The sequence below is a fragment of the Paenibacillus sp. NPDC056933 genome, assembly GCF_042674385.1.
Classification (GTDB): Bacteria; Bacillota; Bacilli; order Paenibacillales; family Paenibacillaceae; genus Paenibacillus.
The window spans coordinates 168,681-191,472 of the sequence record NZ_JBHUQN010000001.1; the positions used below are offsets into that span (position 1 = coordinate 168,681).

General features: G+C 45.6%; 22 protein-coding genes. 16 read left to right on the forward strand and 6 right to left on the reverse strand.

Annotated elements, in window-relative coordinates:
* Nucleotides 1-10 precede the first annotated feature (10 nt).
* The 4 genes from ACFTRD_RS00740 (at nt 11) to ACFTRD_RS00755 (ending at nt 3,361) form a co-directional block, all read left to right on the forward strand.
* Nucleotides 11-742: a hypothetical protein gene (locus tag ACFTRD_RS00740; protein ID WP_379377065.1), complete on the forward strand. Its 732-nt coding sequence runs from the start codon at nt 11-13 to the stop codon at nt 740-742.
* Between the two features lie 11 nt (nt 743-753).
* The gene (locus tag ACFTRD_RS00745; RefSeq protein WP_379377067.1) at nt 754-1,857 is read left to right on the forward strand and encodes a toxic anion resistance protein; all 1,104 of its coding nucleotides are present in this window, start codon (nt 754-756) and stop codon (nt 1,855-1,857) included.
* A 365-nt stretch (nt 1,858-2,222) separates the two neighbouring features.
* A complete protein-coding gene (locus ACFTRD_RS00750; RefSeq protein WP_379377069.1) occupies nt 2,223-2,795 on the forward strand; it encodes a hypothetical protein in 573 nt (190 codons plus the stop codon).
* A 284-nt stretch (nt 2,796-3,079) separates the two neighbouring features.
* Complete coding sequence (locus ACFTRD_RS00755) at nt 3,080-3,361, forward strand: hypothetical protein (RefSeq protein WP_379377071.1); 282 nt, start codon at nt 3,080-3,082, stop codon at nt 3,359-3,361.
* Nucleotides 3,362-3,739: 378 nt separating this feature from the next.
* On the opposite strand, the gene ACFTRD_RS00760 is transcribed toward ACFTRD_RS00755, so the two are convergent.
* Nucleotides 3,740-3,988, reverse strand: a complete 249-nt coding sequence (locus ACFTRD_RS00760; protein ID WP_379377073.1) for a DUF1433 domain-containing protein — start codon at nt 3,986-3,988, stop codon at nt 3,740-3,742.
* Nucleotides 3,989-4,148: 160 nt separating this feature from the next.
* On the opposite strand from ACFTRD_RS00760, the gene ACFTRD_RS00765 reads away from it, so the two are divergent.
* Together ACFTRD_RS00765 and ACFTRD_RS00770 are read left to right on the forward strand one after the other, a co-directional pair.
* A complete protein-coding gene (locus ACFTRD_RS00765; protein ID WP_379377075.1) occupies nt 4,149-5,504 on the forward strand; it encodes a Tle-like phospholipase domain-containing protein in 1,356 nt (451 codons plus the stop codon).
* A 40-nt stretch (nt 5,505-5,544) separates the two neighbouring features.
* Nucleotides 5,545-5,841 (forward strand): WXG100 family type VII secretion target, encoded by a 297-nt coding sequence (locus tag ACFTRD_RS00770; RefSeq protein ID WP_379377077.1) that lies wholly within the window; start codon nt 5,545-5,547, stop codon nt 5,839-5,841.
* Between the two features lie 105 nt (nt 5,842-5,946).
* Here ACFTRD_RS00770 and ACFTRD_RS00775 read toward each other — a convergent pair whose 3' ends face one another.
* The gene (locus ACFTRD_RS00775; protein ID WP_379377079.1) at nt 5,947-6,480 is read right to left on the reverse strand and encodes a hypothetical protein; all 534 of its coding nucleotides are present in this window, start codon (nt 6,478-6,480) and stop codon (nt 5,947-5,949) included.
* A 361-nt stretch (nt 6,481-6,841) separates the two neighbouring features.
* Complete coding sequence (locus ACFTRD_RS00780) at nt 6,842-7,186, reverse strand: hypothetical protein (RefSeq protein WP_379377081.1); 345 nt, start codon at nt 7,184-7,186, stop codon at nt 6,842-6,844.
* Between the two features lie 274 nt (nt 7,187-7,460).
* On the opposite strand from ACFTRD_RS00780, the gene ACFTRD_RS00785 reads away from it, so the two are divergent.
* Nucleotides 7,461-7,832 (forward strand): hypothetical protein, encoded by a 372-nt coding sequence (locus tag ACFTRD_RS00785; RefSeq protein WP_379377083.1) that lies wholly within the window; start codon nt 7,461-7,463, stop codon nt 7,830-7,832.
* Nucleotides 7,833-7,964: 132 nt separating this feature from the next.
* Here the strand turns inward: ACFTRD_RS00785 and ACFTRD_RS00790 are convergent, their stop codons facing one another.
* Genes ACFTRD_RS00790 through ACFTRD_RS00800 form a run of 3 tightly spaced genes read right to left on the reverse strand, consistent with a single transcriptional unit; the run spans nt 7,965 to nt 11,723 of the window.
* Nucleotides 7,965-9,128 carry a Ger(x)C family spore germination protein gene (locus ACFTRD_RS00790; protein ID WP_379377085.1) on the reverse strand — a complete coding sequence of 388 codons (1,164 nt, stop codon included), beginning with the start codon at nt 9,126-9,128 and terminating at the stop codon, nt 7,965-7,967.
* A complete protein-coding gene (locus tag ACFTRD_RS00795; protein ID WP_379377087.1) occupies nt 9,125-10,630 on the reverse strand; it encodes a spore germination protein in 1,506 nt (501 codons plus the stop codon). Before ACFTRD_RS00795 ends, ACFTRD_RS00790 begins: the two co-directional genes overlap by 4 nt.
* On the reverse strand, nt 10,587-11,723 hold the full coding sequence (locus tag ACFTRD_RS00800; protein ID WP_379377089.1) for an endospore germination permease: 1,137 nt from the start codon (nt 11,721-11,723) through the stop codon (nt 10,587-10,589). Before ACFTRD_RS00800 ends, ACFTRD_RS00795 begins: the two co-directional genes overlap by 44 nt.
* Before the next feature lie 180 nt (nt 11,724-11,903).
* On the opposite strand from ACFTRD_RS00800, the gene ACFTRD_RS00805 reads away from it, so the two are divergent.
* From ACFTRD_RS00805 to ACFTRD_RS00845, 9 genes are all read left to right on the forward strand, one after another.
* A complete protein-coding gene (locus tag ACFTRD_RS00805; RefSeq protein ID WP_379377091.1) occupies nt 11,904-12,815 on the forward strand; it encodes an NAD(P)-dependent oxidoreductase in 912 nt (303 codons plus the stop codon).
* Nucleotides 12,816-13,097: 282 nt separating this feature from the next.
* Nucleotides 13,098-13,829: a nuclease-related domain-containing protein gene (locus ACFTRD_RS00810; RefSeq protein WP_379377093.1), complete on the forward strand. Its 732-nt coding sequence runs from the start codon at nt 13,098-13,100 to the stop codon at nt 13,827-13,829.
* A gap of 382 nt (nt 13,830-14,211) precedes the next feature.
* A complete protein-coding gene (locus ACFTRD_RS00815; RefSeq protein ID WP_379377095.1) occupies nt 14,212-15,099 on the forward strand; it encodes a hypothetical protein in 888 nt (295 codons plus the stop codon).
* A 117-nt stretch (nt 15,100-15,216) separates the two neighbouring features.
* Entirely contained in the window at nt 15,217-16,995 is a 1,779-nt protein-coding gene (locus tag ACFTRD_RS00820; RefSeq protein WP_379377097.1) for a sensor histidine kinase, read from the forward strand.
* A 44-nt stretch (nt 16,996-17,039) separates the two neighbouring features.
* Nucleotides 17,040-18,116: a response regulator transcription factor gene (locus ACFTRD_RS00825; RefSeq protein ID WP_379377099.1), complete on the forward strand. Its 1,077-nt coding sequence runs from the start codon at nt 17,040-17,042 to the stop codon at nt 18,114-18,116.
* Between the two features lie 261 nt (nt 18,117-18,377).
* On the forward strand, nt 18,378-19,292 hold the full coding sequence (locus ACFTRD_RS00830; protein ID WP_379381084.1) for an ABC transporter permease: 915 nt from the start codon (nt 18,378-18,380) through the stop codon (nt 19,290-19,292).
* A 14-nt stretch (nt 19,293-19,306) separates the two neighbouring features.
* Complete coding sequence (locus tag ACFTRD_RS00835) at nt 19,307-20,176, forward strand: carbohydrate ABC transporter permease (protein WP_192263881.1); 870 nt, start codon at nt 19,307-19,309, stop codon at nt 20,174-20,176.
* A 62-nt stretch (nt 20,177-20,238) separates the two neighbouring features.
* On the forward strand, nt 20,239-21,888 hold the full coding sequence (locus ACFTRD_RS00840) for an extracellular solute-binding protein (protein ID WP_379377102.1): 1,650 nt from the start codon (nt 20,239-20,241) through the stop codon (nt 21,886-21,888).
* A gap of 355 nt (nt 21,889-22,243) precedes the next feature.
* Entirely contained in the window at nt 22,244-22,789 is a 546-nt protein-coding gene (locus ACFTRD_RS00845) for a helix-turn-helix domain-containing protein (protein WP_062320999.1), read from the forward strand.
* The last annotated feature ends 3 nt before the right edge of the window (nt 22,790-22,792 follow it).

Consider the following 22,792-nt stretch of genomic DNA (forward strand, 5'->3'; position numbering starts at 1 on the left):
AGGATACAGGATGTTACGCAAAACAAAAATTGGACTGGGCGCGTTGATTGGATATGGTATCGCGGCCGCCAGTAGTCCCTTTGTTCCCGAATTTGTCTCATGGGCAATTCCAGCTCTGGCTACTATGGTAGGTGGTTTGATCCCCTCAACCAAGCCTCAGCAACGGCAAGTTGAAACATCAGGGGCAGCCCAGAGGTCTGTTAAGGGTCAAGGAAATGGTGGAGAATTGGAGAGAGCCACCAATGACCAATCTATCCTGACACCCACGGATGATAAATCTCAGATGACAGCACAATCAGGAGGAACCAGAACGGGACGCCAGCATGATCAGTCCGAGCAGGATCTTGTATTTGGACCTGTTATTGAATATCTCGAAGTATTGGAAGATATGGTCATCTCCGAAGGACAGAAGAATGAATTGGATAATGAGATTGTTGAGAAGTCGTTAGCCTTATTTGCAAGATTGCAGCGTGTTATCCCTGCACTGAAAGAATTAAACAACGGGGACATAAACCACACGATGCGCAGATTGGTTTTGAAGGATCTAAATGGTTTCATCAATCCATTCCTTCGTCTGAGTGGAGAAGCCAAGCGTACAAACCGACGGATGTTGTTAAACGGATTGAAAGATGTGGATTCAAAAATTTCCGAGATTGTATCTACCATAGAACATAAAGATTTATTGGAGCTTCAGAACAAGGCAGAGCTTATTCATCAAAGGTATAATAGCTCCGAATTATAGGAGGGATTGGCATGGCAACTGATTATGTTCCATTAAAGCAGGAAGACGAACAGCGAATTAACCAGGAAGCGACCCAACTGATTCAAAAGGTATCGCAGAGTGATGTATTTCATCTGGATACATTAATGGATGATATCGGCAAGCTGGGTGTAAGAACACAGGAAAAAGCCGGCCAAACGCTGAAAATGCTGGATCGTCCTGTGAATGACCTCATGTCCGGAAATCGGGCTGAAGTGTCGAACATGATATTGAAATTGCGTGATGAGTGCGAAAGTCTGCAACAGAGCAAGAACGTCAGTTTTGTAGGACGTTTACTTCGCAAAAGTCCCTTGAAGAACTATGTATACCGATATCAGTCTGTTCGAACCAACATAGACAGCATCATCAACGGGTTACGTGATGGGAAGGACAATTTGGAAGAGAGTATCGTAAACATGCGTCAGCTGAAACGTTCCTCGATCCAGGAGATATACAACCTGCAGACCAAGATTGCTTTTGGTAATCAGCTTAAAGGATTATTTGAGGAAGAGATTGCCAAGCCGGAGAATGAGAACCGTAAAGCACATCTGGAGCGTGGATTGCGCAAAGTTGTTACACGTACACAATCTATGACTGAGATGATCATGCTGTATAATCAGGCAATTGCGGCGACAGATATCATTAATGACAACAATGACAAACTAATTGACTCCGTGAATAACGCTATAGACAAGACGGCTAATTTGATTACGGTATCCGCGATGATTGCTATGGCTTTAAATGATCAGGAGAAAGTTATTTCGGCTGTAGAAGCTACGAACAAAACGATTGAAGATCAGTTTAAGGAAAATGCGAGATTGCTGCGTACCACAACGGAGAAGACCAATGACCTATTATCCAAACCGTCCATGTCTATTGAGTCCGTTAATCAGGCGATCGGAGACTTAATGGCTGCTCTTGATCTGTCTGAGCAGTCCAATCGCCGTATTATTGAGAGTTGTAATGACTATACAACCAAGATGACCGCATTGAACGCAGGCATGAGTGAGAGATTGGGACTGGAGGCTCCGAAGGCTGCAGCCATTCAGGGGAAAGGCCAACCTGATACCAATTCGTTAAGCTCTTATTTGGATTAAAACTCGTTTTCGTTAAAAAGAGACGCTGCGGCGTCTCTTTTTGTTTTCATAAATAGATTTATAGAGATCCACACTTGAAATGGATTTGGTTTATTAGCGTCTTTACCCGGCAATAATAGGCATACCTCGAACTCTCCTGCATACAATCTGGTAAGTAAAGAAGGATGCATTCTTCATAGGAAAGGAGTTGGATTTATGCTAACTATAGTTATTGCCGGCATTGCTTGCGTTTTAATCGTTGTTGCCAGCAGTGAGAAAGCAGAGTCGATTGCGGAGTTGAATGACCGTTAATCTTCTGTATTTTTTATTGAGCGTTTGATAGAATGAAGGTAAACTTTGGAAATGTGTGAAGGAGCTTACTCAACATGCTGGAATTTTCATTCGAGATTATTGATGAGACTAAGATTAACATTCAGTACAAATACGGGAATGAGTTTTTTAATTTTAATCTGTTTTGGTCCAATGGCAATTGGACATTGCATCCTTTTGATGGCATTCTTATCGAAAATCGGGAGATGTGCAGTCTAATTGTAGCGGAATTGCTGAAGAATAAGGATTTTCATGTGATGCTTGCAAAAGAAAAGATTATGCTTTCCCATTTACGAACTACCGTAAATCTTCAACCAGACGACGAACCGGAAGAGTTCGAATTAAACCGTCGAATTGCCGATCGGTCATATCAGGATGATGATGGTCTGATGAGTTACATAGAAAATCATAGTTTTGAAGAGATTCTTCAGCTGGAGCAGCAGCAGATCCATGCAAGAGTGGAATTTTTCCAGCAAATTATTCAGAGAATGTTTATGGAAGGTATTGGACCAGAAGATGCTGATTTTGGCAAGGTACAATCCATTATTCGAATCTACAAGGATACCCTCGATAGACTGGGGAATATCAATGATACCAATATGGGCGATTACAATAGCAAAAGATGGTAGAGGTTTTTGAATCTGATCTATTGGTGAGAGGTTTTAAAGATTGATAAAGAAGGGATTTGATCCCTTCTTTTTTTTGGTCTTCGGGAGGTTCGTTCTTGTATGGTCTGCTTCCTCAGGAATAGAATGATACGGAAGATTATCATGTACAGGACATGACGATTAAGCAGATATGGGCTTATATGAACATATGGAGCTTCTACATGTATGGTGACGGCAGCTTTTCGATAAAACTCCAAACTTTGGATAGTGTTACCGTGTTAATTAGGTTAGGGAGGGGATAAGGGATGACGAGACCTATAGTGGCTGAGCAGGAAGAGGCGCGCTTATATGGCGAGTTGCAACGTGCGCTGGAGGATGTAGAAGAAGGGGAACAGCGGCAAAAAATATTGAATCATATGATCAGACAAGTTAAGTTTACCCAATGGCGAACACGGCGACTCCGCAGGTTTGATCAATACTTCCAGAATATAAGGCCAGCATCACTTTGGATCATGTTAGCTACTGGGGCGCTTATGCCAGTTGTGTTATTCAGCATATTTATATGGGTATCCTTATGGGTGGAATGAGCCTAAGAAGAAGAGAGTAAGTACCTTTGTTGAATGAATTGCATTTTAATGTGAGGGGGCAGTGGCAAATGTATGAAGCATGTGTACAGTTACTGCCTCACGTATACACGCAAAAGTGTGAGATCGTTTCTGGTAACAACTGCCTAGGTATTTGAATGAGTCTGCTTCTACTGCTCAAAAGAGATAAAGACTTTTTGCTCATTTTTCAGTTGTTATATACACGTTACACCGAAGATGCACTATAATGATTCTACTTCTTTGGGAAAAAGAGGATGAAATCTGTTGTATTGGGTCCCTATTACATAATTAAAGAGCCTTATTATTAAAGGCCCTCTGATAAAAAATCGTATATGTTCCTATGAGTTAGAAAGAGTTCATTTATTTAAGAGGTTTGATTTCTTCAGGTACTGAACCCGTCTTGACTTCATAGGTATCATAATCAACCATAGCGAATATTTCTTGATCTTTGTTTCCCTTCACATATCCTGTCAACGAGACGGTATGGGATAAATCAGCGGGAATAAATTTATGGTCCGTGAACTCAACATCAATACCATAGGTCTCTTTAAAATAGTCGAGGCTTGCTACTTGGGCTTTTTGGATAATCTCTTTTTTCTCGTTGGACATACATCCTCCTAAAGTGAATGATATGGCGCAGATCATTAATATAAAAAGTAATCCTGGTTTTTTCAATTAATCACCTCATATTCCTAATGTTGTCGTTTGATAATGTGCATTATACAACTTCCTTTAACTAGAAGAAAGGGTGAATAGGATGGATAGGTACATGACTGACGAATTATATTTAAAAATATCTGAGCTTGCATATACGGATGTTCCTGTAGGCCGTAGTGATATTTTGGACAAGGATGAGTACAAAGATTGGAAGACGGTTGAACCCAAGGGGGCAAATCTACACAGCGCGTATTCAGGATTTGATGCTGTAGTGCTTGAGAATCCCAAAACAAATCAAGTTATCATCGGCTATAGAGGTACTGAACCTGAAGGTATTATTGGAAAGGCAGCTGATATTGAGACAGATGCCTTCGATGTGGTAGGTGGTAGAACCAGAAGGCTTGAAGATGCGGTAACCGATCCAGAGCGCCATAATATATTTAAAAATAGTCCCTTCAAGCTGATGAAGGATAATATGGATTGGGAAAATAATCAGTTTCACCAAGCTGAGGAATTGTATGAGGCGGTGAAGGTGGCGTATCCTGATTCAGACATTTCATTGACGGGGCATTCCCTTGGTGGCGGTTTGGCTCAATATGTAGCTGCTCGTCAGGATGTGTCTGGGATGACGTATAGCGCTCCTAGCGTAACGAATCTCCTGGATGATGTAAGCTTGGCCAAGGTGAATGAAGGTCATTTTGATAACAAAATGGTTAACGTGGTTCATCCCAATGATTCTGTAGGAGCTGGGGGAATAAGTGAATATGACAGGCACGTAGGAAGTACCGTGTATAAAGGTCAGGACTTTGACACCGCGAATGCGATGTATCAGAACTGGAAATTTCAGCTTCAGTTAAAAATTCCTTTTCAACCTCTGGGTGCAGGCTCACCAATGTTAGTTCATGACGTAGGAATAGGTGTGGATCTGGACAAGCTTCATGTTGGTGATATTATGAGATTTTTTGATTCATTCTCGAAGGACGAAGGCAAGGGATATCATTCCATGGATCAATATGAGTTCGATGAGAATGGAAATCTGAAAGGTCCGCTAATAGACCGGAGCACAGGGGAAACCATCGATATTTCTCCAAGGTGGACGGCCCATCAGGAAGCATTAGCCATGTTCTCCAATTTGATGTCAGGCATTGTTCCGCCATTAATCGCAGCGGCTACAGGAAATGTTGGTGGATTGGGCGGGGGTAAGATTCAATTAACACCGGAAGAGTTAGCACAGGCTGCTAGGGAGATGAGGCTAAGTTTGAGTGGCTTCTCGAATGATGCCCGGGCTTCGATTCAGATGTTTCAGACACATATATCTACGAGCGAAAGTCATTCCTTTACGCCCATCGCCTATAACGCAACAGCAACACTGCAAGGAATCAATCGTTGGTATCAGGAATCCATCAGCGAAATTGCGGAATATATTGAACGTAAAAGAGAGGATTTTGTAATCGCGGACCAACACTAATTCATCTCTACATAGAAGGAATAACAGGAGGAAATGGACAATGGGCAGAATATCCGTATCCTTGTCGGATTTAAGAAGGGCTGTTCAGCAATGTGAGCAGTTGCAGCAACGGCTTATGCAGCAGGAACAGAAAATACGCTCCATTCATGGCCGATTGCAGCAAGATTGGATTGGGACATCCGCAACAGAACTGACATATAAGATGCAGTCATTTATGGAGGGGGCATCTGCAAAGCAGACTGAACTCGAAGCTCATAAAGAAGAACTGAAGCAATATATTCGTAAAATGGAGGAAGCAGACAGAGAAGATCGCAGGGATCGCAGCAGGGTACAATAAACCTTTTCACAAGAAAATAGTTAGACAGGAATAACCTTCCCATCTAACTATGGTTTGTTTTGTTTATGCATCGGTATAGAGTAACGTCATACGAGTAGCTATTGATTAATGTGTGGCTGAGTTAGCTTTGTTCAACGTCTGAATCTTCTCCTGGATGTACTGGTGGTAATCGCGAAAGCTGCTAATGTGGTGCAAGGAGTCGGAGTTTTCAGATTGGATCTTGATTTTCCCGTCCTGTGGTAAATCTTTCATCTCGGTAATCACTTGTTTTGAGCCCTGAATATCTCCCGACATGTCCTGAATTCGCTGTAACAGGGTCGGATGACCTTCATGTTGCAGCATTTCAGCGAGCGGTCTCATTTCCTCCAGCTTCTGGCTTGACCGTTCAAGGGTGGTCATCACTTTGTCTCCATCCATGCTCGCATTCAGCGAAACCATGCGATGGATGTGATCCTTCTCCATCCGCTCCAGTGCCTCCAAGTGAGAAGCCTCCAGGCGTTTGGGATCGTTCCAACTCTCGGATTGCACAGTATCCGTCTGCTCCGAAGCATGATTAATATTGGTATTGCCACAGCCCCATAACAGCAGCGCGGAGCAAGTTAACACTGTTCCAACGGCGATGATGCTTTTTAACCTCATGCTGTCACTCCTTCAATATTTTCCTGAAGGTAGTATGAGCTATATTATCCAAAATCATGCTTCATTTATTCATTTCTTTCCCAGAATTAAGCATATTTCCGATCGGACTGGTAAAAACGTCCTATAAGCATTCCAATATATTTAGCTATTTTAGAATGAAATTACAGACTTTCTGCTTATTTTTGTCAGCAAGTGTTTTCGGATATGTAGATATTGAATTATAATGGATGGATTATAAATAAAGAGAAATTTCCACGAATAAACTTCGTATAACAACTATAAAAATAGATCCGAAAATTTTCTCCAGGTCATATCTAACGGAAATATAAAATATATTCGTCTATCTCTTTGCAGAGTTTTCTCAGGAAGAAGGCACTTCCTTTTTCGGATTTCGGCTATCGATAAACCAGCCTGGTCCTTCTACACTGAGAACCTTCTGTGTTTCGTAATTATAGGAGACGGTGATACGTTCATCCTCATGTCCTGTTATATGACCGTAAAGATATAGGCGTGAATGGATGGAAGGGTCATCAATATCATGACTCGTCACAATAAAGTCCGCATTGTAGTACTTTTTTATGTACTGAACACTTATTGGTGTAGCTGTTTCTATAATATTTTGCTTATCTGAGGTAGACATACTTGAACATCCTCCGAATAAAAATAAAAAAATAAGTAAGATCAGAGCTACGGGTTTTATTTTCATAGAGTATTAGTTCTCCTTTTATGGAAATAAAATCTAAATAAACTTTAATATAAATTATGGTAATATGCAAGATTGGAAGGGAGAGTCTGCAGCGCAGTTGTCTGCAAAAATGTCGACATTTCTTGAAGGGACTACATCAAAATTAGCTGAGCTAGAAGCACATAAAGAGCAATTAAAACGATATATAAGGAAGATGGAAGAGGCAGACCGCGAAGATCGGCGTATAGCGCGGTCTCCTTATTAATCGCGTTTACTTGCCGAGCAAGGAGGTATTATGTTTATCTACCACAAACCGATCTGGTGCTGGTCCATTAATCTTCTGTATCCTGCCATTATCTTTGTCTTCCAGAGCTGGGGAACACGATTGGATTCCTGGGCTGTTCCAATCGTGTTTGTCGCGTTGTTCTGCTTTCTGTGGAGCGGGGTGAAGGACATGTTCATCTCGACTGGACTGACATGGTTTGTTGCCATCCCGTGCTGGTGGTACTTCATTGAGCTCCCCAAACCATCGTTTGGTGCAGAGAATTTTGCTGCTCATCTGGTGCTGATCGTGCCGCTATTTATATTTGTGGTGCTGCTGCCACAGACCCTGATATTGACCACACGCTTGCGAATTATGGAGTACTATAGGCAGAATGGAAAATAGTCTTATAGACGGCCGCTGCCTATTGGTGCATACGGATAATTTAATATCATACATGACCTCTTAACCTATGTGTTGGAGGTCATTTTAATAACAATCCCCTAGCCATTCGATACGGCAGGGGATTTGTTATAGCTACACTTTTCTACGAAATTTACCCGTGTATGGAATCGTAATATGAATGTTCAGCTTCTGAATGGAATCTTCCGTAAGGATCATCTTCGAGCCGTTGTTGGACAGCTTACGCCAAAGACTTGGATTTTTGCGATAAAGTTTCTCCTGAAGTCCATAGATATCGACCCCTTGTTGCAGACCTGCGCGATATGTTTTCAGGATTTGATCACGTATCGTTTTCTCGCTGAATTGGACCATTTCATCATAGGAAATTGGGTTGAGATATTCATACAAGGCGGTCAAGAACTTGGCATCGATATTGAAATGAACTTCATTCCCACGAACGACAGGGTCAATCTTGATTTTGGGCAAACCCACGCTGAGCACGCCATAGATCGTTCCCTCATTTTCAATAATTAATGGCGCTCGCCGCATGTCTTTGAGTAGCCAAGGGTATCCAGAAAGCTTGCTGTGGGTCAAATATTCGAAATCATTCCCGGTTCTTTCAAAAAAAGCGCCGTCAATGATAAACAGTTCATGATTCTTTTTGTTCTGAGACCAATGATCCTTGTTCAACGCGATGCAAGGCAGATAGGTTGTCGTGGATGCATCGTTATGTGTGGCAATGAGCTTGAAACTGAGCACCGGAGGGTACAGCGATTCTTCCAGAAATGAGGGAAGAGGGTTATGCAGAATGCTGTCCAGCGGCGACATATTATATATGGATGTGGCACTCAAAATATTTTCCAGCGGTTCTCGAGTGCCATACACCCAAGTTGTATATCGTGATTCCGGAAAGCGTCCCAGCATATCAAATACATCCTTGATGTGATTGCTTGTCAGGATGCTTTCGGCCATGACAATGGCCGTCACATGCCCCCAGGCGATATGAAGCTGGGAACTTCGGAACAGCTCGTTGACTGCCAAATTAAATGTTTTTCCCGCTGCATGTCCAACCCATACGGGCGGGGTTTCCGCTGTTTTGGTTGGACTGTCACTCTTGGCCACACTGGCAAAGTCCATGGTCTGAACATACATGTGGTACATTCCGTCCTTGTAATCTATTCCGATCGCTTTGGCATAGTCCACCTGTTGAATCTCATAAGCACTCCAGCATCCGCTGGTTACCAAACATAGAGAAAGACTTAGCAGTCCTAGCGTCCATCGGCGTAGAACCCGATTCATTGATCATTACCTTCTTTGCGCGGATTCTGAGTTTCCAGATAGACAGGTCTGCGTTTCGTCCATCCCTTGGGCAGCTTGAATAAGGAGGCCAGAGCTTGTTTGAAATGAAGCGGACTTAGCGGCGTCAGATAAGGGATGCCAAACGATTTCAGATCGGTCAGATAGATCAGGAACAGAATAATGGACAGAATGAACCCGTATATCCCGAGGGATGCCCCCAGTACAAAACAGAAAAAGCGCAGAATCAGAACTGAGCTGGTCATGACCTGATTCACAATGGTTGCCCCGGCCACCACGGTAACGGCAATGACAACAATCATGAGCGGGGAAACCATCCCTGCACGGATGGCTGAATCCCCGATAATCAATCCTCCAACAACGGTCAGTGTCTGACCGATGGCGCTCGGAAGCCTTACCCCCGCTTCCCGGAAGAGCTCCATCAAAAGCATAATGAGAAACATCTCTACACTGGATTCCATGGGCAGGCCCATTCGTCCAACCGAGATCGTGGCTACCAGCGGAAAAGGCAGCTGATCCATATGATATGAAGTTAGCGCAATATAGAAGCCGGGCAGGAATACGGTCACCAATAGCCCGATAAAGCGCAGCATGCGGCCCACATTCACCGGAAGGAATGGGAAGCTGGCATCCTCGGGGGATTTGAGAAGCAGAAACAGATTAACGGGACCAATGATGACGCTGGGATTGCCATCCACGATGAGGATGAAGCGGCCGTTCAGAAGACATTCGGCTGCAAAATCGGGTCTGCCGGTGTAATGGGTTAACGGAAACAGTGTAATTCTCGAAGGAGACAGCAATTCTTCCAATTCATTAGCTGTCATGATTCGCTCGATGTCGATTTTGCGCAGTCGATCCTTGACATCATCGATTAACTCGGGATTGGCTATATTCTTGATGTACATCAGGGCTACTTTGGTCATGGAGCGAGAGCCGATTAATTCAATATTACAGGCTAATTCTGCTGTACGCAGACGTGTACGAATCAAGGCAATATTGACGGACAAGCGTTCGATAAATCCGTCTCGCGCTCCACGGATGGATACTTCAGTGGTGGATTCTTCCGGTGTCCGGGTCGGAATGTTGGATATATCCATGCTCCACATCGTCTGAAGAGAAGGGACGCAGATGAGCATATGTCCCTCAAATACCCGCAGTGCCATGAGTTCCGTCCCCAGTGCCTCATTTTCCAGATCCATACGGGTCCATTGAAGTGTGACGGACTTTTCGATATCGGATGTCCGAACAAAATGAGTACTCTCGTAGGTTCGCTTCAATTCGGGAAGAATAATATCATATATGGATTTGCTATCTACCATGCCACTGCAATATACAACAACAATCTGTAGGGAAGAATCCCCGATCATATGACTGCTGATAATGACATCGTCTGAACCTGCAAAAAACGTCGTCAGATTATGCTCATTGATTCGGAATGGCTCAGCCAGATGAGGGTTCTTCTTTGGTGCTGTTTTGATCGGCATGGGTCGGAGCCTCCTTGTCTTTTTTGTGAATAAGTGCGGCCAGGGTCAACAGGATGGTGACGACAGATACATAGGTCAGCATGACGGGAAACTGAATATGGTTTACATAATAATCAACGTAATCTATCCTCCACCACTGTACAGCAATGGAGCACATAATGAAGGTGACGATTAGAACGGCGATGTACCTTTTCTTCGGTCTGCGAAAATTGAGCAGATCCACGATAAGATAAATGGAGATAGCCACTCTGGCAAAAGAACCGCTCAGCCATTGATATATGGAAAGGAAATCCACGTGCTGAAGCAACTTCCCGATGTTTACCAGCTTCCATTGCTCGTAGGGGCTATTTCGTTGTTTGGCGGCTTCTTCTGGACCAAACTCAACAATGGCTCCGAGGGTAGGCCCGACGGCCATACTGAGCATGAATAGTCCCAGCAGAAGGAGATGCCACCAGCGAATTTTGCTTTTGACATCGTGTTGAAACAGCATCAGTATCCATATCTCCATCAGTCCGGCAAGCGAATAGATCATGCCTTTCAGGACAGGACCGGCACCATATTCCATGATTGGGAACAGTTGTCCATAGTCTTTATATTTCATGTTCGCTGACATCACGAAGTATCCAAGCAGGATCACGAAGGGAAGCAGAATGCTTGAGGTCATGGCAATGGAACGTATGCCTTTGGCAGCTGCCCAGGCAGCAACCAGTGCACTGCCTCCTGCAAGCACATAGGGTGGGGTGAATTGCAGATAGGTAGACACCGTCCAATTGGTTGTTTCATATAACGTATGTGTTCCCAGACTGAGCAACAGCAGCGATGCAGTAATCCGAAAAATCCATGAAGGCACCATGCCGAATTCGCGGGTAATCCAATCTGTTATCCGCTGTCCCTGTACCCGCTTGATGATAATAAACATCATACAGAGAAATAACATAAATAAAGGTGCAGCAGCCAGTACAGATAACCAGCCGTCTCTGCCTGCCTGATCCAGAATTGCCGGAATGGACAGAACATGACATACGAGCCCGGCACTCAATAAAATGATGGAAAAGGAAAGCCAAATCGTGATTTCACCCTTTTCACGACTCATGGGAATCCTCCTTTCCGAACGAGGAAGTTTCCGTTAGGTTGTACAGGAAATGGATTTTCGATTCCTGTTTTATCTTTTTGAACAATAGAAGACGAAACAAGATAGACGGAAGAGACAGAAAGCATTAACATACAGATATAGCACGTTTAGAAGACAAGCTCCCAAAAGAAACAGAGAGAAATGAGGAGGAAACCTACGATGACAAATACGACGAAGGCACCTGGAGAGACAAAAGTTGGCTTTATCGGTACAGGCGTGATGGGCAAAAGCATGGCAGGTCACATCCAGCAGGCAGGCTACCCGCTGCATGTCTATACGCGCACGGCCGCCAAAGCGGAAGCGTTGGTGAAAGAAGGTGCCGTATGGCATGACACACCAGGCAAACTGGCAGCCGAGTGTGATGTCATCATCACGATGGTGGGGTATCCGAAGGATGTCGAGGAGATTTATCTCGGTGAAGATGGTCTCGTGGCGAACGCCAAACCAGGATCTTACTTGATTGATATGACCACATCCAGTCCGCTGCTGGCTGCACGTATCTATGAAGCCGCTGAAGCCAAAGGACTGCATGCATTGGATGCACCTGTATCCGGTGGAGATATCGGAGCACGGGATGGCAAGCTGTCCATCATGGTCGGCGGTAGTACGGAGGCATTTGAAGCGGTTCGTCCGTTGTTCGAGCAGATGGGCACCAATATTGTGCTGCAAGGCAAGGCGGGAGCAGGACAGCATACCAAAATGTGCAACCAGATCGCCATTGCTTCAGGCATGATGGGTGTATGCGAGGCACTTGCCTATGCCAAGACATCCGGTCTGGACGCGGAGAATGTGCTGAAGAGCATCGCTACCGGTGCAGCCGGAAGCTGGTCGCTTAGCAATCTTGGTCCACGTATGATCGCAGGCGATTATGAGCCCGGATTCTATGTGAAACATTTTATCAAAGACATGGGTATCGCTCTCGAATCTGCCCAAGCCATGGGCATGAAGACGCCAGGACTGGCGCTGGCCGAATCCTTATATCAGGAAATCTCAAGGAACGGTCTGGATGAGAAGGGTACACAGGTGCTTTACACATACTATTTACAGGCTTAATCGCCACAACCAACCAGACCAGCAGCGTGTTCTTTTTCTTCAATAAGAAAGGAATGCGCTGTTTTTTTAAAATCTCCCCTCTTCTATGCGTCTAAAGTCACAGTATTGGTTAAAGAATCGTATATACTTTAGTTAAGTGTGGAATTTTGGTTCTCTTCCCTTTATTTTTGCCCCTCTTTATCCGACATAAGTAATAGAAGTATACATAATGGATGTGCAAGGACGTATCTCAACCCCTTAACGGTCACCTGTAACTCACACTATATAGAACGGAGCTTGCCCATGTTTAAAAAGATCCTGTCTCTGTTCAAGACACAACCAGAGCTTGCCAACCAGATTACAGCTTCCGCTCCACCTATGCCGACATCCGGACCTGCGCCTACACGCCTGGTTCGCAGTCGGCGCAAATCCAAATCGCAAGAGGAGTGGACCCGTCAGCCGGAGGAGCCGAGTACTGCCCAGCAGCTGCATGGTCTTCCTGGTGAATACAAAGTTCTAAATGACTTGCTCGTTGCCAATACCAAGTCCCGCTCGGGTTATTCATCGATTGATCATGTCGTCATTGGTCCCCGGGGTATCTTTGTCATTGAGACACGAAACCTGACGACAGGTGAGATTCGCGGCGGCCGAAGAGAGGCTAACTGGACCGTCAGCAGCAGCCGAATCAAGATGTATAACCCACTGATGCAGCACCGAGGGCATGTTGAGGCTATTCAGGCACACCTTGGCGATTATAAACGAGTTCGACTGATCTCCATGGTGACCTTCACCAATCGCTGCCGGATCAGCGTTGATCCCGCTGTGCGGTATGTCAATTCAGATGAACTGATTATCTATGATCATGAATTGGTGGAGACCATTCTGCGTAAAACGGAAAGGCTTGAGACCGAGGTTCCCGAAACGTTGTATAAAGAACAGGATGTTCAGGCGATCTACAACTTGTTGTCCGCAGTCAATTCCACTGATCCCCAGATTCGGGCTGATCATATGGAGAAGGCCAAAGGTATCAAATAAGCGGAACCTGAACCTGTTGCATCAATCAAGCGCGACGAATTGGAATTGAATAATTTGTGCTCTTTATTTCGGTCCATCACTTGATGTTAAAGTATGAATGAAATGAAGAGCACTGGATACATATCAACACGGTTATCCTTTCATGGATGACCGTGTAGTTTGTGTTTTGTCCGGGAAATTAGGGAATAGGTGAGGTTACATAAGGATTCAGGCATATTGTCGTATACACCCAGTATTTAACTTATGATAAAATAAAGACCAGATTATATGTTGAAGTACCCATGTAATCCGAAAGGGTACTTATGGAATAAATAGGCTGTACATGCATTAAAGTAGAGGTTAATGCAATTCAGGTAACGTAAGATAAGGGGAAGATTATACAATGAGATGGAATCATAGAATCAAAATGTTTACGGCCATTTTCAGCTTGGCTGCAATACTGACTGCATGTGGCGGAGGGGCAAAGGACGCAACAACGAATCAACCTGCTCAGGAAGCGGGTACAGCGAGCAATACTTTGGACACGTCCAAGACCGGAACAACGGCAGCAGATAGCGGTGACAAGGATTCCACCGACACAACGACTGCGGATGCAAATGACTCTGCATCTGAAGAGGGCAAGATTGGTTTGGATTCTACACTGGAGGAATTGAAGCAGAAGTATGCCGACAAGCTTGGCTATATTCGTGTCCCGCTTAATGACCATCCAGTTCGCAGGGTAAGTGAAGAAGGATCCAAAAATATTAACATTGCCAATTACAGTGATGCGGTAGTGGGTATGAACACAGGCATTCCGATTCATTCCGATTCACAGCGTTTGATCGATGATGCCTTTCCTTTTTTCACAACCGTTCAGGTGCCAGACGTCTCCTATATTACGTGGGAAGAAGCAACCAACCTGGAGCGTGCCATGGTCAAAACGTTGTTTATCTCTCGTGAAGGTCTGCTCATCACCGAAGATGCAATGAATAATAAGGACTACAGCAGTAAATCATTTCAGGATTCCATGGACTTCTTTGAGGTAACAGCCAAATTTGAATCCATGGCACCGGTAGCGCAGCATCCATATGACATCACATTAAGCCAACTCTACGACAAAGCGCGGGATTCGTGGGGAAGGCTGGCTGCAATAGATCCTTCTCAAGACGAGGCGGCATTTGCAGAGATGTATAAGACGGCTCGAACAGACGCAAATAACGCAATGGGGCTCCTGAACATTTTGCTATCCACCAATGAAGAAGAGCGTATGGAAGAGACGTACGGGAAATAGATAGGAACTCTGACTACCATAAATGTGGGGTCAGGGTTTTTCTGTTTTTTTGGATGGGGGTATGATATCTTTTTTTAGAAAGAGCTGGTGTGGGACAAGGGTGAGGTGCGCAGGGCAATGAGGTGGTTTCATTTATGTAAACGCTTTAAATTCAGAACGAAACTGATTTTGTTTTTGTCGGCGGCGACCGTTTTGATATCAGGCATCACGGGGTTGATCACTTATCGCATACATATCTCGCTTTTTAATGAGGAAGTTAGTCGCCAGTATAGTCTTACCGCAGAACAGGTACTTGCAAGACTCGACTCCAGAGTCCACGACATGTATAAAGTGACCGACTACATTACGCTGAACCCCTCCGTGAAAAATGCAATCAGGACACAGGCTGCGGGCATTTCTTCCTATGATCAGATGAAGCTGGAGGATGAACTGGATGACCAGTTGTACCAGGTGCGTCTTGATGCACCCGAGATCATGGGAATCCGAATTTATGATTTTAAAGGAAATATATTTAATCTCGGCACATTTGCCAGCTCGTTTCAACAGATGGACCCTTCATATTTGGCTAAGATGGTCCATAAGCTGGAAGGGACGGGAGGAGAGTATGTATGGAACCGTCTGGAAGCAGAGGCTTTCCTTCAGGAGGAAAAATCGAACTGGATTCTGGCAGGGCGTTTAATGCGATCGGTTGATCTGGAGACCTATGGAGTCATGTTAATCCTTTTTAATACTTCCCTGTTTGAATCCTATCTGAAGGACCTGCGTCTTAATGAGGATATTGCCGCGTATTTATTGGATGCAGATGGGAAACAGGTATATGCGTTCCATAATCAGGACGCAGATCCACCACCGCTTACTCAGCTGAGCATGGGGGCAACCGAGATTAGGGACGAGCAGGGGACTACCCATTTGTATACGAAACAAACGTCGGACAAGACCAGATTTACATTGATCAGCAAAGTTTCGCTGGCACAAATTCAAAACAAGGGCAAGATCATCGTAAAAGTTGCCGTATTCTCTGCGGTAGCCAGCGTTCTGTGTTCCTGGATCATTATTACCATCATCAGCCGCAGGCTGCTGCGTCCGCTGGCCAGTCTGGTGAACGCAATGAAAAGGGTGCGGGACGGACGATTTGATACACGCGTTCCGATTCAGACACAGGATGAGCTGGGTTTCATCGGAGAACGCTTCAACGCCATGGCATCACGGATCGATACGTTGATTCATGAAGTGTATGAGCGTGAATTAAGTGAAAAACAAGCCGAACTCAAGGCTATTCAGGCACAGCTGAATCCGCATTTTCTGTATAATACGTTAAGCATGTTTTTCTGGAAATTCTATATGCTTGGAGATGAGAAGTCGGCGCGTCTGGTCACGGCCTTGTCCGAGATGTTGCAATATACACTGGAACCGGTTCAGCGGTTGACCACGCTGCAGGATGAGATGACCCAGATTGACCATTACTTGCAGATTCAGCAGGCCCGGTATCAGGAAGCATTGTCAATTGAAGTTTCCGTTCCTTCTGAATTGCTTCGTTGCCGGGTTATTCGGCTGCTTCTGCAACCCATCGTGGAGAATGTTTTTGTACATGCCTTTGCGAACAAAAGAGACAATCGCCGTCTGGAGATTCGTGGATTTTGTAACGGAGGAGATGATGCAGAACCGGACATGCTCATCCTGGAGATAACAGATAACGGATGCGGGATGGACCCGTCCATGATGGATCGTATTTTTGCTCCCATGGCACACGCCGATGAGGAACGCCAACACATTGGCATGCGAAGTGTGCTCAGACGAATCGAGCTGATTCATGGTGAGCCTTATGGTGTTCAGATCGAATCTACTGCTGGGCTGGGCACGTTAGTAAGGCTTCGGTTGCCATATCAGGTGGAATAGGTTGCTGGACGTAAACAGATAAAATGCTGAGAGGAGAACATTCATTGAATGGACGAATGCTGGTAGTCGATGATGAAGCGATGTTTCGGCAAGGGTTGATACATCTGGTTCGCAACAATCCGCTCGGTTGGGAAGTGGTTGGAGAAGCGGCCGACGGAGAAGAAGCGCTACAGGCCGTGGGCAGCTGTACACCGGATCTGATCATAACGGATATCAACATGCCGGTGATGGACGGCTTGGATCTGGCGGAACAGATCCATGATAGCGGTCAGGACATTATGATCATTATTTTGACTGGCTACCGGGAGTTCGAGTATGCACAGCGCGCCATCCGTTATGGCGCCATGGAGTTTCTGCTGAAGCCTTTCTCTCTCGATGATGCCTGTCGTGTTCTGCGCAAAGCGCATGAGCGATACCGCCAGCGACAATCCGATAACCGGATCAGGGAACAGTACAGTCAGGCAGATCGTTTGGAGAGGTTGCGAGAGGAACTGGCCTCGCTATTGTTGAATCATCAAGTCCCACAGATGGAAGCGCGGATTGAGGAGTTGTTCAGCAAAGCCTCACGGATGCCTTTACCCGAATGCAAAGCCGAGATTCAGATGCTCATGAAGGTGATGACCGATCTGCTTGTACAGCAGTTGCGTATACAGGAGTCTGCGGGGGCTGACAAGTTCGGCCCTGATCCGTTGTTATGGATTCATACGGTTCAGGAAGTGATGGCTTGGGCACGCTGCAAAAGTAAAGAATGGCTTGTTATGTTGGTGCGACTTATGCAGGAACAGCAGGATCATGTGGTCCCACGGGTCCTTCAGTATATCGAGATGAACTATTCCACCAACTGCACACTACAGGCCGCCGCCGCATATGTTCATGTGACCCCCAACTATCTCAGTCACCTGTTCAAAAAAGAAATCGGTCATGGTTTCAGCCAATACGTCAGCAAGCGTAGAGTGGAGAAAGCGAAGCTGCTGCTGCGCAGCACCCGGCAGAGCATGGCGGACATTGCCGAACAGACCGGGTTCGATAACTCCAGTTATTTTACAACCGTGTTCAAACAGATCACCGGTCTGTCGCCCCGTGAATTTCGCAAGCAGCCGAGCCTTGAGAGCAACGGATAGAAGTGGGTGGAATCAGTCATCTTTTGTCTAAGCCAACCATGATCAAGATGGTCCTAACACCATGCTCGCTATCATCACAGCCCCACGATGTGGGGTTATTTTGCGTAGAAATTTAAAAAAGGATCGTTGAATATCGAATGTTTACGCTTACATTATTATCTAAAATACAACTATAGACATCAGCAGCAGAGAGGAGTGGTGAATATGAAGGGAGAACTGGCCGTCAGGCCGCCAGGGCTGGAACCATCTGACAATGAAGTAATGCAGAGAATTCGACAGCAGCGGCTTCGCCGTTTCAAAACCAATATTCCGTTAATTTTGATGTTTCTGCCGGTGATCCTTTTTTATCTTACCTTCCGTTATGCACCGATCGGAGGGCTGGTCATCGCCTTCAAGGATTACAACTTCTATGACGGACTCTGGAACAGTCCATGGGTGGGCTTGGATCATTTTCATACCCTATTCAGCGATCCACGTACCGTGGAGATTATCCGTAACACCCTGTTCCTCAGTCTGTTGAGCATCATCGTAGGTTTTCCCATTCCGATTATTCTGGCGATCATGCTGAACGAAGTGAGAAACATGGCATTTAAGCGGACCGTGCAGACCGTGGTGTATATGCCCCACTTCTTCTCATGGGTCATCATTGCGATGATGATTATGACCGTATTTTCACTGGAGAACGGAATTGTGAACCGATGGGTGGAAGCCTGGACGGGAGAGCCGTATCCGTTTATGTATAACAAAGGCTCCTGGATCGCCGTATTTGTCGGGTCAGGTATCTGGAAGGACATGGGTTTTAACGCCATTATTTTTCTGGCAGCACTAACGACCATCGATCCTAGCCAGTACGAAGCTGCACAGATGGATGGGGCGAGCAAGCTGCGGCAGATCTGGCATGTCACCCTTCCGGGCATCCGCTCCACCATTATTTTGCTGCTTATTCTGTCGATGGGGCGCGTAATGGAAGTAGGATTCGACCAGGTGTATATGCTTCAGAACTCCAATGTGAACGAGATAGCCGATGTAATCAGTACGTATATTTATCGCGCAGGCCTTCAGGGAGCACAGTTCAGCCTGACGACGGCCATGGGATTATTCGAATCGCTGGTCGCATTCATTCTCATTTACTGTGCCAACTATATCGCGCGTCGATTTAACGAAGGTTTGTGGTAGGAAGGGGGAGCAGCGTGAGAAGAACTCGCGGAGAACAAGTCTTTTATATGATCAATTATGTATTGTTAACATTGGTCGCCATCAGCTGTATCCTGCCTCTCCTGAATATTGTGGCCTTGTCATTAAGTGATGCGAGAGCCGTAGTATCCGGTAAAGTGGGGCTATGGCCGGTCGACTTCACCTGGTTTTCCTATCATAGTTTATTGACCGGGACGCCGATCCTGAATGCGTTCTGGAACAGTGTAGAGATTACATTAATCGGCACAGGGCTCAGTATGGCTGTTACGATTATGGCAGCGTATCCGCTGTCGCGCAGGCATTTTTATCACCGCAGATTTTTTACGATGGCGATGGTGTTCACGATGATTTTCAATGGTGGATTGATTCCGACCTATCTGGTGGTGCAGAACCTTGGACTGGTGAACAGCTATGGTGCACTCTGGCTGCCGGGTCTGGTGAGTACGTACAACATGCTGATCATGAGATCCTATTTCGAAAATCTGCCGGGGGAAGTGGACGAAGCTGCACGCATCGATGGCTGCGGAGAACTCGGTCTTTTGTTCCGAATCGTGCTGCCGCTCTCCAAACCACTGCTGGCGACCATTGCTCTGTTCTACGGTGTAGGGTACTGGAATTCATTCATGAGTGTGATGATTTATATCAACGATACCTCCAAATACAACATGACCGTGCTGGTTCAGAATATGATCATGTCCAATCTGAATGTGCAGGATTTTACCGATCCAACAATGATTTCGAACCTGACGCCAGAGGGCATCCGGGCAGCGGCCGTGATCGTAATGGTTATTCCCATTTTGGCAGTATATCCGTTCTTGCAGAAATACTTTGTTAAAGGAGTTATGCTGGGTTCCATCAAAGGGTAGCGCAGGCTGCAATCCATTCGCTTGTTTCGTTTCATATTATATAAGAAAGTGGGTCTGATCTTATGGTGATGTCCATCAAGGCATGGGTGAAGTCCGGTCTCGTTCTGGGCCTGATCGGCGGAATACTGGCGGGATGTTCGGGAGAAGGCGGAAGTGAGCAGGCTGAAGGAGAAGGCGGGCGCGGCAACATAACGTCGACGATCTATGATCGGGGCGCCGTACCAAGCGGCATGGGCACGATTGAGGATAACATGTGGTCCAAGTGGATCAATGAGAATGGCCCGGCTAACGTCAAATATACGGCGGTTCCCCGCTGGGAATCCCAATCCAAATTAAACGTGTTGTTCGCCTCAGGCAGTGCACCGGATGTTATTTTTGAATTTGGGACGCCTATTCGCAATACGTTATTTAATCAAAAACAATTAATGCCTCTGGATGATCTGATCGAGAATTCCAGTGTGGAGTATAAAGCGCTGATGGAGAAGTATCCACAGTTAAAGAAGGCTGGGATCAAGAGTGACGGAAAGTTATATGAGGTTGGCCGGATGAATGAGGTATTTCCGCTGACCAGTTTCTTTATCCGTGAAGATTGGCTGGAAAAGCTGAATCTGGAAGTGCCGACGAACGAAGCAGAGATGCTGGCGGTCGCCAAGGCTTTTACAGAGAATGACCCGGATGGGAACGGCGCAAACGATACATATGGGATCGGAGGTTTGCAGTTCGGGGACACTGCTGGACTATTTCGCTACATGTACAATGCCAATTGGGTTAACGTGGAGGACGGGGAGATCGTCGTTGGCCCTAATCACATGAAGGAAGCGACGTCGTTTAAGCGAGCATTGTTTGAGGCGGGAGTAGTAGACAAGGATTTTCTGACAGATAAGGACGGAGCGAAGTCCAAGCAGGATTTCCTGAACGGGAAAATCGGCATGTATGCGGCCATGACATCCGATTATACGGGATTTGCGGCCAAGGAGCTCGATACGCTCATGCAAAATGTACCTGATGCCAAGCTGAAAGTCATTGCTCTGCCTTCCACATCGGTGGGTCAATATACCATGGTATGGAATAACCCGGTACAGATGACGGCTGTTGTGAATGCCCGTGCCAAAAATCCGGAAGCCGTTATTCAATATATCGATTTCCTCACCAAAACAGAATCAGGTCGCACGTTCAAAAACGGATTCGAAGGCACACACTATACATTGAACGAACAGGGCTGCCCGCGCATATCTGACCAGGAAAAGTACAAACAGGAAATTAGCTGGGCCGGAGATTACGCGATGTTGTACAGTCGCCTGGAAGAGGGGAAATGCGGATACACCGAAATGCTGTTCAGTGAGGAGATCCCGTCTCAGAAGGAAGGACTTCGTCTCTTCAAGGAAGCTCGGGAAGTATACATGAACGATCTTCCGGTGGGCGAAGGCGTTACCCATTCGGAACATATGCCCCAGCTGCCCAAAGAGCTTCAGGTGAAGCTTACCAATGTGACGACAGCCATTAATGATATTTTCACACGTTCCATTATTAGCGGCAGTAAGTACACGGTTGAGCAGGCTGCTGCAGAAGCGGAGCAAAAGTGGGAGCAGGGTGGTGGCCCGGAGATCGAAGCGTGGTACAAAGACTGGTGGAGCAAGGAAAAGGACAATGTCCTTGTCTGGGACGACTTCTATGAAATCTATGAACAGCAGCAGGCTGACTTTAAGAAGTAGAGTGACTTAAGTGACGTTCCAACACGGTGTGAAAATCATTGTCATAGATAGAAAATTAAAGGGGTGGTCTCAAAAGCTCTAAAAAACATATCGATTGGGAGCAATAACACTGATATGTTCAAACGGGACGAAGCAGAGGTCTATTCTGTTTCGTCTCGTTTGCGTTTTTCCGTGATCTGGCTTTCATGAGTAGATTGTGGGCAAGGCCAAGCCACCCAAGATTTCGACATAATTAGTATCACAGCTATGTTAAGTTGTCTAGGTCTGTTTGTTAAAATTTATTGACAATTTGGATTTGATGTTGTTTCATATGATTAAACTATGTTGAATGACGCTTAGTTAGGAGATCAATGAAATGGAACTGGGAAGCAAAATCCGAAAGCTTCGAAAGGAACAAAACCGTAGTCAAGATGACATCGCAAAGGTTTGCGGATTTACCAAAAGCTTGTTGTCCAAAATCGAAAACGGGAAGACGGTTCCTCCCATCGGTACGCTGATCAAGATTGCCGAAACGCTTGGAACCAAAATTTCCATTTTGCTGGACGATAACGATTTTAACGGAACGGTGTACACGCCAAAAGCCAGGAGCATGGAAAAAATGGTCCAGACGGATCGAGGGTATCTGTTTTCCGCCATAGCGGCCGAACGGCCGGAAAAACTGATGCAGCCGTTTTACTTTGTTGCACAGAAAGGCAAAACGGGCAAAAGAACGATTTCCCATGTCGGGCAGGAATTTATCTATGTCCTCGAAGGCACAATGATTTATTACGTAGGGAAGGAAGAGTACACTTTAAATGCCGGTGACAGCTTGTATTTCGATTCGGTGGAAAACCATAAATACATGCTGGTGACCGATGAAGTCAAGTATTTGTCGGTATTCTGCTCCGACACGAATGGTTAGGAG

What these genes read in the sequence shown, in the direction of transcription:
- ACFTRD_RS00840 (WP_379377102.1), top strand. Translation starts at nt 20,239, where the DNA reads ATGGTGATGTCCATCAAGGCATGGGTGAAGTCCGGTCTCGTTCTGGGC.
- ACFTRD_RS00775 (WP_379377079.1), bottom strand. Translation starts at nt 6,480, where the DNA reads ATGAGGTTAAAAAGCATCATCGCCGTTGGAACAGTGTTAACTTGCTCC.
- ACFTRD_RS00790 (WP_379377085.1), bottom strand. Translation starts at nt 9,128, where the DNA reads ATGAATCGGGTTCTACGCCGATGGACGCTAGGACTGCTAAGTCTTTCT.
- ACFTRD_RS00740 (WP_379377065.1), top strand. Translation starts at nt 11, where the DNA reads ATGTTACGCAAAACAAAAATTGGACTGGGCGCGTTGATTGGATATGGT.
- ACFTRD_RS00755 (WP_379377071.1), top strand. Translation starts at nt 3,080, where the DNA reads ATGACGAGACCTATAGTGGCTGAGCAGGAAGAGGCGCGCTTATATGGC.
- ACFTRD_RS00750 (WP_379377069.1), top strand. Translation starts at nt 2,223, where the DNA reads ATGCTGGAATTTTCATTCGAGATTATTGATGAGACTAAGATTAACATT.
- ACFTRD_RS00765 (WP_379377075.1), top strand. Translation starts at nt 4,149, where the DNA reads ATGACTGACGAATTATATTTAAAAATATCTGAGCTTGCATATACGGAT.
- ACFTRD_RS00805 (WP_379377091.1), top strand. Translation starts at nt 11,904, where the DNA reads ATGAGGAGGAAACCTACGATGACAAATACGACGAAGGCACCTGGAGAG.
- ACFTRD_RS00800 (WP_379377089.1), bottom strand. Translation starts at nt 11,723, where the DNA reads ATGAGTCGTGAAAAGGGTGAAATCACGATTTGGCTTTCCTTTTCCATC.
- ACFTRD_RS00780 (WP_379377081.1), bottom strand. Translation starts at nt 7,186, where the DNA reads ATGAAAATAAAACCCGTAGCTCTGATCTTACTTATTTTTTTATTTTTA.
- ACFTRD_RS00760 (WP_379377073.1), bottom strand. Translation starts at nt 3,988, where the DNA reads ATGTCCAACGAGAAAAAAGAGATTATCCAAAAAGCCCAAGTAGCAAGC.
- ACFTRD_RS00845 (WP_062320999.1), top strand. Translation starts at nt 22,244, where the DNA reads ATGGAACTGGGAAGCAAAATCCGAAAGCTTCGAAAGGAACAAAACCGT.
- ACFTRD_RS00830 (WP_379381084.1), top strand. Translation starts at nt 18,378, where the DNA reads ATGCAGAGAATTCGACAGCAGCGGCTTCGCCGTTTCAAAACCAATATT.
- ACFTRD_RS00770 (WP_379377077.1), top strand. Translation starts at nt 5,545, where the DNA reads ATGGGCAGAATATCCGTATCCTTGTCGGATTTAAGAAGGGCTGTTCAG.
- ACFTRD_RS00810 (WP_379377093.1), top strand. Translation starts at nt 13,098, where the DNA reads ATGTTTAAAAAGATCCTGTCTCTGTTCAAGACACAACCAGAGCTTGCC.
- ACFTRD_RS00745 (WP_379377067.1), top strand. Translation starts at nt 754, where the DNA reads ATGGCAACTGATTATGTTCCATTAAAGCAGGAAGACGAACAGCGAATT.
- ACFTRD_RS00820 (WP_379377097.1), top strand. Translation starts at nt 15,217, where the DNA reads ATGAGGTGGTTTCATTTATGTAAACGCTTTAAATTCAGAACGAAACTG.
- ACFTRD_RS00815 (WP_379377095.1), top strand. Translation starts at nt 14,212, where the DNA reads ATGAGATGGAATCATAGAATCAAAATGTTTACGGCCATTTTCAGCTTG.
- ACFTRD_RS00785 (WP_379377083.1), top strand. Translation starts at nt 7,461, where the DNA reads ATGTTTATCTACCACAAACCGATCTGGTGCTGGTCCATTAATCTTCTG.
- ACFTRD_RS00795 (WP_379377087.1), bottom strand. Translation starts at nt 10,630, where the DNA reads ATGCCGATCAAAACAGCACCAAAGAAGAACCCTCATCTGGCTGAGCCA.